Below are 14,658 nucleotides of genomic sequence, written 5' to 3'. Positions count from 1 at the left end.
CATACGTGGTGTCTCGGCCATCCCTACCCCTCAAGTCTTGCGACGCTTTCCATGCTTTTGTGATGCGTGCTTGCGCGATAATGCATGCTGCCCGACCGCCGGCGTCAGTCCGCCGGTTGCCGCCTGCATTGCCGGCCGCTCGCGGGTTGTCGCACCACCATCGGGCGTCGGCAAGGCGTCGGCAGAAGGCGTCGCCGCGAGCCAGAAGCTGAGTTCGGCCGACTTCACCTGATTGTCCGGCGAAAAATACGCGTCCTGCCATGTGTCGTCGGCACTCAAGAAATGCCAGGCCTTCGCCCCGTTCTGGGCGAGCCAATAGCGCCAAGCATAATGGTCGTAGACGTCCAGACAATGGGCCGCATAGGCTTCCGCCAATGCGCGATGACCGCGAATGATCGCCAGATTCTCGTCGTTGTTGTAGGACGCCTTGAACCCGAGATTGTGGCTGCCGGTGACCACGACGCAATTGTCCGCAAACGGGTCGATCACGACGATCTTGTCGTGAATGACCGCATGGCCGGCCTGATTGAGCTCCGCCTCCCATTGTCCGAACGCATCTTGCGCCGTGACGCCGCGGGTGTGGATCACGCGGTAATCCTCCGGCAAAGGCGGGTCTCCCTTCTGCCGTTTGGCCGGTTTGGCGCTCGGGTCGCCGCCGTTGACCGCCGTGTAGAAATCGCCGGCGGCCCCCGCGGCAGTCACCGCGCCGCGCACGAAGAGCCGAGGCTTGGCCTTCAAAGCATCCGCGATCGCGTCGATGATGCTGGGGCTGCCGGGCTCGAAAGCAAGAAACAAAATAGCTTGCTGCGCTTGCGCGATCGCGTCGAAAACCATTTGCAGATCCGGCGGCGTCGCCTCGTTCGCCCCGCGGGATTTGCCACGCGCGTGCGGCGTGTTGGGCGAGAACCATAGATCGACCGTGCCGCTGTTGTCCTCGAGCGTGAGGGTTACGGGCGGTTGCGCATCGGCACGGCGCAGGCTTGGCGACTGCTGCGCCTTGCCGCCGTCGCCGGGCGGCACCGTGTCCTGTTTGAGCCGGTCCCAATAATCGGCATAGGCCTGCGCCATGGCAGGCGAGCGCGCGATGATGGTGTTGTTGGTCTGTGCGCAGAGCGCGTTCGACGTGCAATTGGTCGAGCCGAACAGCACCGCCTGCGGCGTGCCGTCCATCAGGACCTGGAATTTGTTGTGGCCGATGCTGTTGCTCGGCATGAAACGATCGATGACATCGAGGCCGTCGGCTTTGATCGCCTGGCGCTCCGCCGCATAGGTGTCGTTGGTAAAGGTTCCGGCTTTCTTCGTCCCGCCGGGCATGTTGGACAGGATCAAGCTGCCCTTGGCCTTCAATGCGGCGAAATGCTGGATGAGTTCGGGATCCTGAAATTCATACAGCGCGAGTCGAAGATCCGCGCCTGTACGCCCCGCCTCATCCGGCAGGGCCGTGAGCGCTTCGATCATCTGACCGGCAAGATCGACGCGCAGCGGATCGCCGGGTTTGACGATTTTCGCCAGAAGGGCCGCGACTTTCGAGCCGGCTGGCGAGCCGTCATCCAAGGCATGCGCCGTCGCCTGCGTCGCAAGAATACCGCGATTGAAATAGGCCGAAAGCGTGCCGAAATGCGGGCTGAGCTGGATGACATTGGTGACGAGCGGCCCAAAGGGCATGGGCCGCAAGGCGCCGGGCGCGCCGCCCATCGGCACGATCTTGTACCGATAGGTGCCGCCGCGCTTGGCATAGACATCCTTCCAGAAGAATTTCTGCACCGGATCGTCGGCCGTCGTCCGACCGGGCGTTGCTTGCTGGCCCTGGAACGTCGCGAGTGCCGGCAGGCAAGTCTCGGTTCCGGCACGGACATCGGTGCGATAGATCGCAAAACCGAGACAACCGGCGAGCTTGCCGCCAAATGTCCAAGCAACGACCGCAATGTCATTGTTGGAGAATGCGACCGCTTTCATGGGCGTTCCTCCCGTGCAGGTTAGGGCTTGTCATCTCAAGCGAGCTTAGACGCGACTCAGCGACAGCTCCATGACGGGAGCAACTCATGCCAAATGTGATCAGGCGGCGATGCGCGCCGGCATTCCCCTCACGCTTTCTCGCCAACCGGGAAGATCAAGCATGTGGTTGTGCCATGGGCATAAAGCCTCCCCGACGCATCGGAGAGCTTTGCGTCGGCGGTCGCGATACGGCCGCCGACATGAATGACTTTACCCTCGCAGGTGACAGGGCCGGTATCGGCGCGCAAAGGCCGCACGAAGTTCACTTTCAGCTCCACCGTCGTATAGGCGAAACCGGGCCGCAATGTGGTGTGCACGGCGCAGCCCAAAGCCGAATCGAGTAGCGTCGCGGCAAAGCCGCCGTGGACCGCACCGATCGGATTGTAATGGAATTCCGCCGGCGTCCCCTCGAAGACCGCGCGCCCATGCTCGAACGTCACCGCGGAAAAATTCATCAGCTCACTGATGGGCGGCAAAGCGCCGGATTTCAACAGTCCGAGCAGATAGTCGAGACCGCTTGCCGCGCCGATCACCCGCAAATCCACCTGCGGCGTGGTCCAGGTGACAAGGCGGCTATTGGTTGCGCCGGCAGGTACGGTCGGCATGGTCATCGTGAGGACCTCCCAAGAAATGTTGAAATTCCGTCGCGCCAGCCAGACCGCGCGCCGCTAGGCAAAATATAGGTTCTCGCCCCAAGCCCGTCGAGCGTAAGCCCTCGCGCCGCTTGAAAGAGCCTAGCAAGTGACGTTAGCTAGGGCCTTATGACTCCCGGGTCACAAAAAATAACATCCCGAAAATGGGGCGAACATGGCGCGCGTGAAAACTTCCGACGAGAAACGACTGGACGACGCCGCGCGCGCCGGATGGCTGTATTATGTCGCCGGCAACAATCAGGAAGAGATCGCCGCCAAGCTCGGCATTTCGCGCCAGACCGCGCAGCGTCTCGTCTCGCTGGCGATTTCCGAAGGGTTGATCAAGGTCCGCCTCGATCACCCGATCGCCCGGTGCCTCGACCTCGCGCAAGCGCTCAAAGATCGCTTCGCGCTGGACATGGTCGAAATCGTGCCGACCGATCCCGCCTCGGCGTCAGCAACCATCGGCATCGCCGAAGCCGGCGCAGCGGAAATCGAGCGGACCTTGCGTACCCCCGAACCGATCATCATGGCGATCGGCACCGGGCGCACCCTGAAGGCCACGGTCGATCAATTGTCGCCGATCGAAGCGCCGCAACACAAAATCGTTTCGCTCGCCGGCAATGTCGCGCCGGATGGCTCCGCCTCTTATTACAACGTCATCTACGGCATGGCCGAAGCGGTAAAGGCACGATTGTTTCCGATGCCGCTGCCGGTCATCGTCTCCTCGCCCGCCGAGCGCGAGCTGCTGCATCGCCAACCGCTCATTCACGCCACCTTGATGCTCGCGGCCGATGCCAGCGCCACGTTTGTCGGCATCGGCGATTTTGGCGACGAGGCACCGCTCTACCTCGACGGCTTCGTGACCGCCACCGAGTTGCAGGCCCTGCAAAAGGCGGGCGCCGTCGGCGAGATCACCGGCTGGGCCTTCGACCGCGACGGCCAATTGATCGAAGGGCTGACCAATGAACGGGTCGCCAGCGCGCCCATTCCCCCCCGCGACGGACGCCGGGTGATCGCGATCGCCAAGGGGCAAAAGAAGCTGCTCGGAATATATGCAGCCCTGCGTGGTCGCCTCATAAATGGGCTGATCAGCGATGAGGCGACAGCCAACCTGCTGTTAAATATCGAGTAAATTAAACACTCCGCCCTTTACGAGAGTCCAGACGGCGCGCGTTTTGTGTGCGGTGCAGCGACGATCTTGCTTGACCTTTGCGAAAAGTTGTCGAATATATGCTCGCAATCAGGGCAAATGCCCGATTTCGCCCGAGGGAGGATAGGATGAAATTTAGCTTGTTGCTCGCTGGCGCGTGCTCGATGTTGGCCTTTGCCGCGACCGCACACGCAGAAACGACGCTCACGATCGCCACGGTGAACAATGGCGACATGATCCGTATGCAAAAGCTGACCGATGAGTTCACCAAGGCCAATCCGGACATCAAGGTGAACTGGGTGACGATGGAGGAGAACCAGCTCCGCCAGAAGGTCACGACCGACATCGCCACTAAAGCCGGCCAATATGACATTCTTACCATCGGCACTTATGAAGTTCCGATCTGGGCCAAGAAGGGCTGGCTTGTGCCGCTCGACCAGCTTGGCGCCAATTACGATGTAGACGACATCATCCCGGCCATTCGCTCCGGCCTGAGCGTTGACGGCAAGCTCTACGCTGCTCCGTTCTACGGCGAAAGCTCGATGATCATGTATCGCAAGGATCTGTTCGCCAAGGCTGGCCTGACCATGCCCGAACAGCCGACCTGGGATTTCATCAAGGATGCCGCAGCCAAGATCACCGACAAGAAAGGTGAAGTCTATGGCATCTGCCTGCGCGGCAAGGCCGGCTGGGGTGAGAATGGCGCGTTTCTGACGACCATGGCCAATTCCTACGGTGCCCGCTGGTTCGACGAGAAATGGCAGCCGGAATTCAACGGCCCCGAATGGAAGAAGACCCTCACCACCTATGTGGACATGATGAACCAGTCCGGCCCTCCCGGCGCTTCGTCCAACGGCTTTAACGAAAACCTTGCCCTCTTCCAGTCCGGCAAATGCGGCATGTGGATCGACGCAACCGTGGCCGCTTCTTTCGTGACCGGCAAGGAGTCGAAGGTTGCCGACCAGGTCGGATTCGCTGCTGCGCCCTGCGGCGACACCTGCAAGAACAGCCACTGGCTCTGGGCTTGGTCACTCGGCATCCCCTCCGGTTCGAAGAAGGTTGAAGCCGCCGAGAAGTTCGTCGCCTGGGCAACTAGCAAGGACTACACCAATCTCGTGGCGTCAAAGGAAGGTTGGGCCAACGTGCCTCCGGGCACCCGTCTGTCGCTCTATAAGAACGCTGACTACCTGAAGGCAGCTCCCTTCGCCGCCGAGACGATCAAGGCGATTGAATCTGCCGACCCGAGCATGAACGGCAACAGCAAGCCGAAACCCTATGTGGGCGTGCAGTTTGCCGCGATCCCTGAATTCCAGGGCATCGGCACCGAAGTCGGCCAGCAATTTGCTGCGGCTCTAGCAGGCCAGGAATCGGTGAGCGATGCTCTGGCCAAGGCGCAGGATATCGCCACACGCGCCATGACCAAAGCCGGTTACATCAAGTAACCGACGACCAGGCAGCCGCCGGCGTCCCTCCCCGCCGGCGGCTGTTTTTCCTCAGCGATCACTTTCATGGGAACTGCGCCGCGCCATCTTGCGCCCGCGTAGTCGATTCGAGGACTGAAATCCATGGCGACGACGCATACACGGACAGCCGCGCGCTTCATGGTCGCTCCATCGGTTATCTTGCTCCTGATCTGGAGTTTGTATCCGCTGTTCAAGACCATCTACTTCTCGCTGCTCCACTATGACCTTCAGTCGGGCGACGAAGTCACTTGGACCGGCTTCTCCAACTATTCATACTTCCTCTCGGACCCGGCATTCATTGGCGCCCTCGAAAACACGCTCCTCCTGGTCGGCGGTGTCTTGCTGATTACCATCGTCGGCGGCATTTTGCTTGGGCTGCTCCTGGATCAACCGGTCTGGGGCCAAGGCATCGTCCGCATCCTCGTCATCGCACCCTTCTTCGTCATGCCAACCGTCGCGGCCCTGGTCTGGAAGAACATGATGATGAATCCGGTGAACGGCATTTTTGCCTATTTCGCCCGTTTAGTCGGCATGGAGCCGGTCGATTGGTTCGCGCATTGGCCTCTGCTGTCGATCATCATCATCGTTGCATGGCAATGGCTTCCGTTTGCCACGCTCATTCTGCTCACCGCGCTGCAATCCTTGAGCGAAGAGCAGAAAGAAGCCGCTGAAATGGACGGCGCCGGCTTCCTTTCGATCTTCTTCTACATCACCTTGCCGCACCTTTCGCGCGCCATCACAGTCGTCATTCTGATCGAGACCATCTTCCTGCTTTCCGTTTTCGCCGAAATTCTGGTGACCACGGGCGGCGGTCCAGCAAGCAGCAATATTCCGTTCCTCGTCTATCAGACGGGTCTGAAAGCCTTCGACATCGGTGGCGCTTCGGCGGGCGGTGTGGTGGCGGTCGTGCTCGCCAATATTGTTGCCTTCTTCCTCGTCCGCATCGTCGGCAAAAACCTGGACGCATGACATGGCCCGTCAAGTCTCAAATTCAACGAAAGCCACCTGGACTGCCGTCGCCTGGATTGTCGGGTTCGTGATTTTCTTCCCGATCCTGTGGACCATTCTGACCGGCTTCAAATCCGAAGACGAGGCCATTGCCTCGCCCCCGCACTTCCTGTTCTTTAGCTGGACATTGGACAGCTATCACGAGGTCTTTACCCGCGGCGATGGGTACTGGCCGTTCTTCTGGAATTCGGTCATTATCGCGTTCGGTTCGACGCTCCTTGCGCTCGTCATCGCGATCCCCTCAGCCTGGGCCATGGCCTTTGCGCCGGGCAAGAAGACCAAGGATCTCTTGATGTGGATGCTCTCCACCAAGATGATGCCGGCCGTCGGTGCGCTCGTCCCGATCTTCCTGGTGTTCAGGGATTGGGGAATGCTGAACAATACATTCCTGTCGCTGGTCGGCATGGTGATCGTGCTCATGCTCATCAACTTGCCGATCATCATCTGGATGTTATACACTTACTTTAAGGAAATCCCCAACGACATCCTAGAAGCGGGCCGCATGGACGGCGCGAGCCTCAGTCAGGAGATCATTCACATCCTGACGCCCATGGCCGTTCCGGGCATTGCCTCGACGTTGCTTTTGAATATCATCCTCGCGTGGAACGAAGCTTTCTGGACGCTGAACATCACCGCGCCCGGCGCAGCTCCGCTCACCGCATTCATCAGCGGATACTCAAGCCCCGAGGGCCTGTTCTACGCCAAGCTCTCGGCCGCATCGACCCTAGCCATTGCGCCGATCCTGATCATCGGCTGGTTCTCACAAAAGCAGCTCGTGCGCGGCCTCACCTTCGGCGCCGTCAAGTAACAAGGGACATTCATCATGGGCAGCATCAATCTCAAGCAAGTGTCCAAAGCCTTTGGTGGACACGCCGTGATCCCGGGCATCGATCTCGACATCAACAATGGCGAGTTCGTGGTCTTCGTCGGCCCGTCCGGCTGCGGCAAGTCAACCTTGCTGCGCCTGATTGCAGGTCTGGAGGACATCAGCGGCGGCACGATCACCATCGATGGCAAGGACATGTCGGTCGCGCCGCCGGCACAGCGCGGCCTGGCTATGGTGTTCCAGTCCTACGCGCTCTACCCGCACATGTCGGTGAAGGCGAATATCGCCTTTCCGCTCAAAATGGCCGGCGTTGATCAAGCGACGATCGACAAGAAAGTGTCGGACGCGGCGCGCGTCCTGAACCTCACCGACTATCTCGAGCGCAAGCCGAGGGCTCTGTCGGGCGGCCAGCGCCAGCGCGTCGCGATCGGCCGCGCTATCGTGCGCCAGCCCACCGCCTTCCTGTTCGACGAGCCTCTGTCGAACTTGGACGCGGCGCTGCGCGTGAACATGCGGCTTGAGATCTGCGAATTGCACCAGAGCCTCCAGACGACGATGATCTATGTGACGCACGATCAGGTCGAAGCCATGACCATGGCCGACAAGATCGTCGTGCTGAACCGCGGCAATATCGAGCAGGTCGGCTCGCCGCTCGAACTCTACCACCGGCCGCGGAACCGCTTCGTTGCCGGCTTCATCGGCTCGCCCAAGATGAACTTGATCGAAGGCCCGGAAGCCGCGAAATACAATGCTTTCGCCATCGGCATCCGGCCCGAACACACCCAGCTTTCCACCACTTCGGGCTCTTGGAAGGGCACGGTCGCCGTTGCCGAACATCTCGGCGCGGACACGTTTCTGCACATCCGCAGCGACAATGTCGGGACGATGACGGTGCGCGCGCCCGGCGAAGTTCCAGTGAATTTCGGCGATACGGTTTACCTCACGCCGGAACCGGACCGTATTCATCGCTTCGATCAGAGTGGTAACGCGGTCCGATAGTCGTGGGCGGAACGCCCGGCGCCGAATCGTGGCGTCGGGTAAAAATTTCAGCTGCACATTGCCGCGGCTCGGCGTAAACCCTATTCGATAAGAATGGGAGCCACATGCAGCCAGACCTTGTTATTTTCGATTGCGACGGCGTATTGGTCGACAGTGAACTGATCGCGATGCATGTGATGCTCGATGCGATCGCTGCCAAAACCGGGCTGAAGATCGACGCGCGCGAAGCTTACGATAAATTCCTCGGCAAGAGCCTGGCGACGATCCTGAAAATCCTGGAGAAGTCCTATCATCTGGTGCTGCCGGAAACGGCGCTCGAGGACATGCGGGTCGACCTCTTCGACCATTTCAGAGCAGAGTTGAAACCCGTCCCCCACATTGTCGAGGCACTCGATCACCTCGACATGCCGATTTGCGTCGCCTCATCGAGCCATCTGGAACGCATCCGATTGTCGCTCGAGATCACCGGCCTGCGCAGCCGCTTCGAGCCCAATATTTTCAGCGCCTCCATGGTGCGTCGCGGCAAGCCGGCGCCGGATCTGTTCTTGTATGCCGCCCACGCCATGGGTGCCGATCCGAAAAATTGCGTGGTGATTGAGGACAGCCAGGCCGGAATCGAAGCCGCGCACGAAGCCTGCATGCAAGCCTTCGCCTTTTCGGGCGGGGCCCACGCGGACATTGCGCAGCTCAAGGCCCGTTATGAATATCTCGGGCCTGCTTTTACTTTTGACGACATGCGACAATTGCCGCATCTTCTCCGCGGAGCGCCCGGGGAGTAGCCCGTCTGATGAGAGATCTGATTGCCGCCGTCGATGTTGGCACGCGCAGCGCCCGCGCCGGGATTCTGGATACAGGCGGCACCTTGCTCGGTCGCGCCGTCAGCCCGATCTCGCTCAATTTTCCCAGAGCCAATTATGCGGAACATGATTCCGAACAGATCTGGAGCGCAATCGGCCTTGCGATGCGCGAAGCCATTCACCAAGCGAGGATCGATCCGGCAAGAGTCGCGGGATTGAGTTTCGACGCGACTTGTTCGCTCGTGATCCGCGATGTCCACGGCAATCCGCTGAATCTTTCGCCGTCGCAAACGGAAGTTTGGGATACGCTCGTCTGGCTCGACCATCGCGCCTTGAAAGAGGCGGAAGAGTGCACGGCGAGCAAACACCGTCTGCTCAATTATATCGGCGGCGTGATGTCGCCCGAAATGGAAACGCCGAAGCTGATGTGGCTGAAGCGGCGCAGACCGGATATATGGGCGAAAATCGGATATTTGTTCGACCTCGCCGACTTTCTCACCTGGAAAGCATCAGGACAGACTCATCGGTCGCAATGCACGCTCACCTGCAAATGGGCCTATCTCGGCCACCAAGACCGCGGCTGGCAGAAAGATCTGCTCGATCAGTTGGGCATTGCGGACATGCTGGAGTGCGGACATCTGCCGGAACACGCAACACCGATCGGTCAAGATCTCGGAACGCTCACCGCGGAGGCCGCGCAAACGCTCGGCCTGACGCGCGAATGCCGTGTCGGTGTCGGCTTGATTGACGCCCATGCCGGCATGCTCGGTGTGCTTGGCGGACTCAACGCTTCGGGCACGATGGAGCGCCATTTGGGTTTGATCGCGGGAACCTCGAGCTGCGTGATGGCCCTGTCGCAATATCCGATTCACACACCGGGTATTTGGGGACCCTATTATGGCGCGGTTCTCCCCGATTGCTGGCTCAATGAAGGCGGCCAATCCGCAACCGGCGCCTTGCTCGATCACATCATTCGCAGCCACGGGGCGGGACTCGAACCGACAGCCGAAACGCACACGAAAATCGTCGCGCGCGTGCAGGAATTGCGCGCCGGCGAGGGCGAAGCGCTCGCGCAGGACTTGCATGTTCTGCCCGATTTTCACGGCAACCGCTCGCCGCTCGCCAATCCGCATGCGCTCGGCGTGATCAGCGGCCTCAACCTCGATTCGTCCTTCGACGCGTTGTGCCGACTCTATTGGCGCACCTTGGTCGGTATCGCGCTCGGCATTCGTCACATCCTCGAAGCACTGAATGACCGTGGCTATATTATCGACACGTTGCATGTCTCGGGTGGGCACACAAAAAATCCGCTGCTGATGGAACTCTATGCCGACGCGACCGGCTGTGCGGTCGTGGAATCGCTCGCGGAAGATACGGTGCTGCTCGGAACCGCGATGGTTGCGGCAACGGCCGCTGGCCTGTTCCCCGATCTATCGTCGGCGTGCCGCGCGATGCGACAACAGAGTCGCACGCGCGCGCCTAACCTTCAGGCGCGCGCAAGATTCGACCGCGATTATCGGATTTTCCTGCGCATGCACGAACATCGGCAGGAGATAGAGACGCTGGGACTCGCGATGCGTGAATGAGACCTGTCGTTGGAAGCCGCGATCCATAGGGCAGCCCGATGTCGTCCCGGGCTTGACCCGGGACGACATCGAGGCCTTCTTCATCGCCTGAGCAAATCACTGGTACTACAGCGCATTGTCCAAATAGCGCTGCAAGGTCGCAGCCGTGCCGTCGGTCCACAGCGCCTTGAGCGACAAGGCAAAGCGTTCGCGGAAAATCGGTGACTCGCCGACTTCTCCAAAAATATCGCGCATCTCGAGGAACTTCATCGGATCGACTTTGGCCTCGAGCGCAGCGCTTTGCAGCCGCCCCCAATTGGCATCGTTCGGCGGAATGACCTTGCCGCTGTCGCTGGTGCCCGCGCAATAGCGGCACCACAAAGCCGAAACGAGCGGCAACCCGACGATATCCAGCCCCTTGTGCAACCGGTCCAAGATCGACGGCAAAATGAATTTCGGCTGACGGTTCGATCCGTCCAGGCACAGGCGCGAAATCGTATCGGCGATTTTCGGGTTGGAGAAACGCCGCTCGATCAGTTTGAAATAATCGTTGAGATCCGTGTTCGGCACCGGCGGCACCACGGGAATGATTTCTTCGCGCTCGACCTTGGCGAGGAAGCCGCGCACCAGCGGATTTTCCATCGCCTCGTGCACGAAATGAATGTCCATCAGCCCGGCCGGATAAGCGATGATCGCGTGACCGCCGTTGAGGATACGGATCTTCATCAGCTCATAGGGCGCAACGTCTTTCACGAATTGCGCGCCGACCTTCTCCCAGGCCGGGCGGCCGGCGGAAAAATGATCCTCCAGCACCCATTGCTTGAAATCCTCGCAAAAGACCGGCCAATTGTCCTCGATGTCGAACAATTCGCGCGCCACGCTGCGCTCGCGATCGCCCGTCGCAGGCGTGATGCGATCGACCATGGAATTGGGAAACGCCACATTCGCGCGCACCCATGCGGCGAAAGCCGGATCCGACAATTCGGCGAGGCCCGCAACCGCATTTTCGGTGACATGGCCGTTGCCGGGAATATTATCGCACGACATGACCGTGAACGGCGGGAGCCCCTTGTCCCTGCACGCTTTCAAACCCGCCAGAATCAGACCGAAGACGGTTTTTGGCGCATCGGGATGGGCGCTATCATGCACCATATCCGGATGGGACGGGTTGAACTTTCCCGAAGCCGGATCGATGAAATATCCGCCCTCCGTCACCGTCATCGACACGATGCGGGTGGACGGATCGGCGAGGCGCGCGATGATGGCGGCGGCATTTTGCGGCTCGACATAGTCGATCATGGCAGCGGTGATCCGCGCCTCGGACTTGTTTGCCTCCTGCTCGACCACGGTCGTAAGGTAATCCTGGTCCTTGAGCTTCTCGCGCACCACGTGATCGGACGGCAGGACGCCAGCCCCGACAAGCGCCCAATCATGCCCCTCATCCAGGTTGAACAGATCATCGAGATAGACCGCCAGATGAGCGCGATGAAAATTGCCGACACCGAAATGCACAATGCCAGGCGAGAGCTTTGAGCGCTCATAGGCAGGGATTTTCGCAGTTTTGGCAATGGCCGCGAGCGAGCCGAGCGCGAGTTTGGTGGTCATGTCGATCCCGCCTTTCGTTCGATGCATTTCTATCAGAAAATACAATACCTAACTCGCGCAAATAGCACCATATCAATCTTCGTTTTTGCAGCCATATATTCACTTTTTGGGAGCGAAAAAATGCATCGACTGGTGTGTCAGAGCGAGCCCTTCGGCCGATGTGCGCACGGGCAAATTGATGTTGTTGTGCACAATAGAATTTCGTTGTGACATGCAGTGCCGCGCGAGACGAAACCTTGTGACGATTGATAAGGCTTTTCGAAGAGGGTTCTGCAGATTTGAAACGCCACCCGATCGGCATTTGCGGCCTTCTCGTGGTGCTCTATGTCGGCGTCTGGGTCCCATCGCATTTCATCGATCGGGCCAAGCGGACCGACGATATCGATTGTTCGTCCGCATCGCCGTCACGTGAAGGCCTCTTCGTCACTCCGAGTTCGACCCAGGATCCAGAAGTCGCGCAACAGATGAATTATCAGCACTGCAAGACAGGCTTATCCAACATCCGCCGGCATGTGGCCTGGATCCCAGGGTCGAGCGAAGCCCTCTGAAAGGTTGCGGCCTGTGGTCGCTTAGTTAGGAACTTTCGGCCCCTTGCGAAGGGCCTCTTCCAGCCGCCACCAGGCCGCCTCGCCTGCTGGCAAACCGAACCGCAGCCAATGCGGTCTCGCCGTAAATGGCCGCGTCAGGATTCCGGTTTGTGCCAGACTATGCAGCCAATCGCGCGCATGCGCGTGCTCCGCGGTGCGGAAGAGAAGCGTACCGAAAGGCGTTGAGAATCCGGCATTCTGCAACATGCGGTCGAGTCGACCGCACTCTTGCCGCAATCGGCTCCGCGTCGCCTCGCGCCAAGCCGCATCGCCCAACGCGCGCTGCGCAATGTCGATCGCCGGGCCGGAAACCGCCCATGGCCCGAGCGCATCACGAATGATGCGCGCAAGCTCGGTCGGCGCGATCGCGAAACCAAGACGCAAGCCCGCAAGCCCGTAGGTCTTGCCAAGCGAGCGCAAAATGATCGTCGACGCCACCGGCATATGCGCACTCAGATGAAACGCCGGATCGACGAGATCCATAAAGGCTTCGTCAACGACGAGCAGCCCATTCTTCGCTGCCATCTGCCGCGCAAGATGCAAGAGTCGGTCACCGGAGACGAGCCGGCCGTCCGGATTGTTGGGGTTGACGATCACGGCGACATCGAAACCGCTCAGCGCATCGACCGTCTCGACATATGTCACCCGCGCGCCGGCTGCGGCCCATGTCTTTTCATGTTCGCCATAAGTGAAACCGCAAATGCCGACCGTGCGCGCCGGAAACAGTCGCGGCAGCCATTGAATCAGCGCTTGCGTTCCCGGCGCAGCGACGACATGCTCTGTGTCGCGGACGAAATAGGCCTGTGCCGCAGCGGCTTCCAGCGCCGCGACATGCGCAGTTTCCGGGAGGCGCGTCCACGCCTCCGGCGCGATCGTCGGAATGGGATAGGCAATGGGATTGATGCCGGTGGAGAGATCGATCCACGGTTGCGGCGCGTTAGGATAGAGCGCCTGCGCGCTCTTGAGATTTCCGCCGTGATGAAAGATAGTCGAAGGCATCGGCCCGGCCTCGTCTTGGGCTTTCACCCCCTCTATCGTCTTCGCCTCGTGCATCTTCTCTTCACAATTTCCCTAGCGTTGCTCGCGCTCGTCATCGAGGCGGCTTTCGGCTACCCGGCCCAGCTTTACCGCATCATCGGCCATCCCGTCACCTGGATCGGGAAGCTGATCGATCGGCTCGATCGCAGCTTGAACAAATCCGACGAAAGCTTTGCCGTGCGGCGTGCCAAGGGGGTGCTGGCACTGATCATCTTGCTCGCTGTGTCGGGCACCGCCGCAACATTGCTGCAAGCCATGACGCCCGGTGGCTGGCTGGGGCTTCTTCCTCTTGCCTGCCTCGTTTCTAGCCTCATCGCCCAGCGCAGCCTCGACCAGCACGTGGTTGCTGTCGCCAAAGGACTGGAGCTCGGCCTCACAGAGGGACGAATCGCCGTGGCCATGATCGTCGGCCGCAATCCGGCCTATCTCGATTCGTCCGGCGTCGCGCGCGCGGCGATCGAAAGTCTCGCGGAGAATTTTTCGGACGGCATCGTGGCGCCCCTCTTCTGGACGGCGGCCGGCGGACTGCCCGGCGGCGTCATGTATAAGGCTGCCAATACTGCTGATTCGATGATCGGCCACAAAAATGAGCGCTTCGCCGCTTTTGGCTGGGCCGCAGCGCGTTTCGACGATCTCATCAATCTGCCGGCCTCGCGGCTTGCCGCCCTGTGGCTGATCCTCGCCAGTCTCGTCACGCCCGGCGCCTCGGCGCAACGTGCGGCCGCTACGGTGTTGCGCGATGCGCGCCATCACCGCTCACCCAATGCCGGCTGGCCGGAAGCGGCCATGGCCGGCGCGCTCGATCTCAAACTGGCCGGCCCTCGCATCTACGGCGAAGAGCGGGTCGAGGATGTCTATATGGGCGATGGGCGGCGCGAAGCGACGCTGGACGACATCAAAAAGGCGATCAGACTGTACCGCGCCGCATGTGTGATTCAGGCCGGCGTTCTCGCGCTGATTTTGGCCGCGCTGGTCGCCATCTAGCGCTTT

General features: G+C 60.3%; 13 protein-coding genes. 9 read left to right on the top strand and 4 right to left on the bottom strand.

Features of this window, described 5'->3' with window-relative positions; translation table 11 throughout:
* Positions 1 to 30: 30 nt before the first annotated feature.
* Positions 31 to 1,956, bottom strand: coding sequence for a phospholipase D-like domain-containing protein (locus V9T28_RS05905; RefSeq protein ID WP_116402359.1), 1,926 nt, complete (start codon positions 1,954 to 1,956; stop codon positions 31 to 33).
* 128 nt (positions 1,957 to 2,084) lie between these two features.
* Positions 2,085 to 2,606, bottom strand: a complete 522-nt coding sequence (locus tag V9T28_RS05900) for a PaaI family thioesterase (RefSeq protein WP_245424210.1) — start codon at positions 2,604 to 2,606, stop codon at positions 2,085 to 2,087.
* A gap of 196 nt (positions 2,607 to 2,802) precedes the next feature.
* Here V9T28_RS05900 and V9T28_RS05895 point away from each other — a divergent pair, with 196 nt between their 5' ends.
* The 7 genes from V9T28_RS05895 (at position 2,803) to V9T28_RS05865 (ending at position 10,459) form a co-directional block, all read left to right on the top strand.
* Positions 2,803 to 3,762 (top strand): sugar-binding transcriptional regulator, encoded by a 960-nt coding sequence (locus tag V9T28_RS05895; RefSeq protein ID WP_116402358.1) that lies wholly within the window; start codon positions 2,803 to 2,805, stop codon positions 3,760 to 3,762.
* 146 nt (positions 3,763 to 3,908) lie between these two features.
* Positions 3,909 to 5,222, top strand: a complete 1,314-nt coding sequence (locus V9T28_RS05890; RefSeq protein ID WP_116402357.1) for an ABC transporter substrate-binding protein — start codon at positions 3,909 to 3,911, stop codon at positions 5,220 to 5,222.
* 123 nt (positions 5,223 to 5,345) lie between these two features.
* Positions 5,346 to 6,212, top strand: coding sequence for a carbohydrate ABC transporter permease (locus tag V9T28_RS05885; protein WP_116402356.1), 867 nt, complete (start codon positions 5,346 to 5,348; stop codon positions 6,210 to 6,212).
* Between the two features lies 1 nt (position 6,213).
* Entirely contained in the window at positions 6,214 to 7,059 is an 846-nt protein-coding gene (locus tag V9T28_RS05880) for a carbohydrate ABC transporter permease (protein WP_116402355.1), read from the top strand.
* 15 nt (positions 7,060 to 7,074) lie between these two features.
* Positions 7,075 to 8,076 (top strand): ABC transporter ATP-binding protein, encoded by a 1,002-nt coding sequence (locus tag V9T28_RS05875; RefSeq protein ID WP_116402354.1) that lies wholly within the window; start codon positions 7,075 to 7,077, stop codon positions 8,074 to 8,076.
* A 104-nt stretch (positions 8,077 to 8,180) separates the two neighbouring features.
* Positions 8,181 to 8,855 carry an HAD family hydrolase gene (locus V9T28_RS05870; protein WP_116402353.1) on the top strand — a complete coding sequence of 225 codons (675 nt, stop codon included), beginning with the start codon at positions 8,181 to 8,183 and terminating at the stop codon, positions 8,853 to 8,855.
* An 8-nt stretch (positions 8,856 to 8,863) separates the two neighbouring features.
* Positions 8,864 to 10,459 carry an FGGY-family carbohydrate kinase gene (locus V9T28_RS05865; RefSeq protein WP_116402352.1) on the top strand — a complete coding sequence of 532 codons (1,596 nt, stop codon included), beginning with the start codon at positions 8,864 to 8,866 and terminating at the stop codon, positions 10,457 to 10,459.
* A gap of 105 nt (positions 10,460 to 10,564) precedes the next feature.
* On the opposite strand, the gene V9T28_RS05860 is transcribed toward V9T28_RS05865, so the two are convergent.
* Positions 10,565 to 12,043, bottom strand: coding sequence for a mannitol dehydrogenase family protein (locus V9T28_RS05860; RefSeq protein ID WP_116402443.1), 1,479 nt, complete (start codon positions 12,041 to 12,043; stop codon positions 10,565 to 10,567).
* Positions 12,044 to 12,321: 278 nt separating this feature from the next.
* Between V9T28_RS05860 and V9T28_RS05855 the strand changes: the two genes are divergently transcribed.
* On the top strand, positions 12,322 to 12,591 hold the full coding sequence (locus tag V9T28_RS05855) for a hypothetical protein (RefSeq protein ID WP_116402351.1): 270 nt from the start codon (positions 12,322 to 12,324) through the stop codon (positions 12,589 to 12,591).
* Positions 12,592 to 12,612: 21 nt separating this feature from the next.
* On the opposite strand, the gene cobD is transcribed toward V9T28_RS05855, so the two are convergent.
* Positions 12,613 to 13,629 (bottom strand): threonine-phosphate decarboxylase CobD, encoded by a 1,017-nt coding sequence (gene cobD, locus V9T28_RS05850; protein ID WP_116402350.1) that lies wholly within the window; start codon positions 13,627 to 13,629, stop codon positions 12,613 to 12,615.
* On the opposite strand from cobD, the gene cbiB reads away from it, so the two are divergent.
* Positions 13,606 to 14,652 (top strand): adenosylcobinamide-phosphate synthase CbiB, encoded by a 1,047-nt coding sequence (cbiB, locus tag V9T28_RS05845; protein WP_245424209.1) that lies wholly within the window; start codon positions 13,606 to 13,608, stop codon positions 14,650 to 14,652. The two genes, cobD and cbiB, sit on opposite strands and share 24 nt — an antisense overlap.
* The last annotated feature ends 6 nt before the right edge of the window (positions 14,653 to 14,658 follow it).

It is taken from the genome of Methylovirgula sp. 4M-Z18 (assembly GCF_037890675.1).
Lineage (GTDB): Bacteria > Pseudomonadota > Alphaproteobacteria > Rhizobiales > Beijerinckiaceae > 4M-Z18.
Note: the sequence above shows the minus strand (reverse complement) of the source record. Positions and strands in the feature narration are given on the sequence as shown.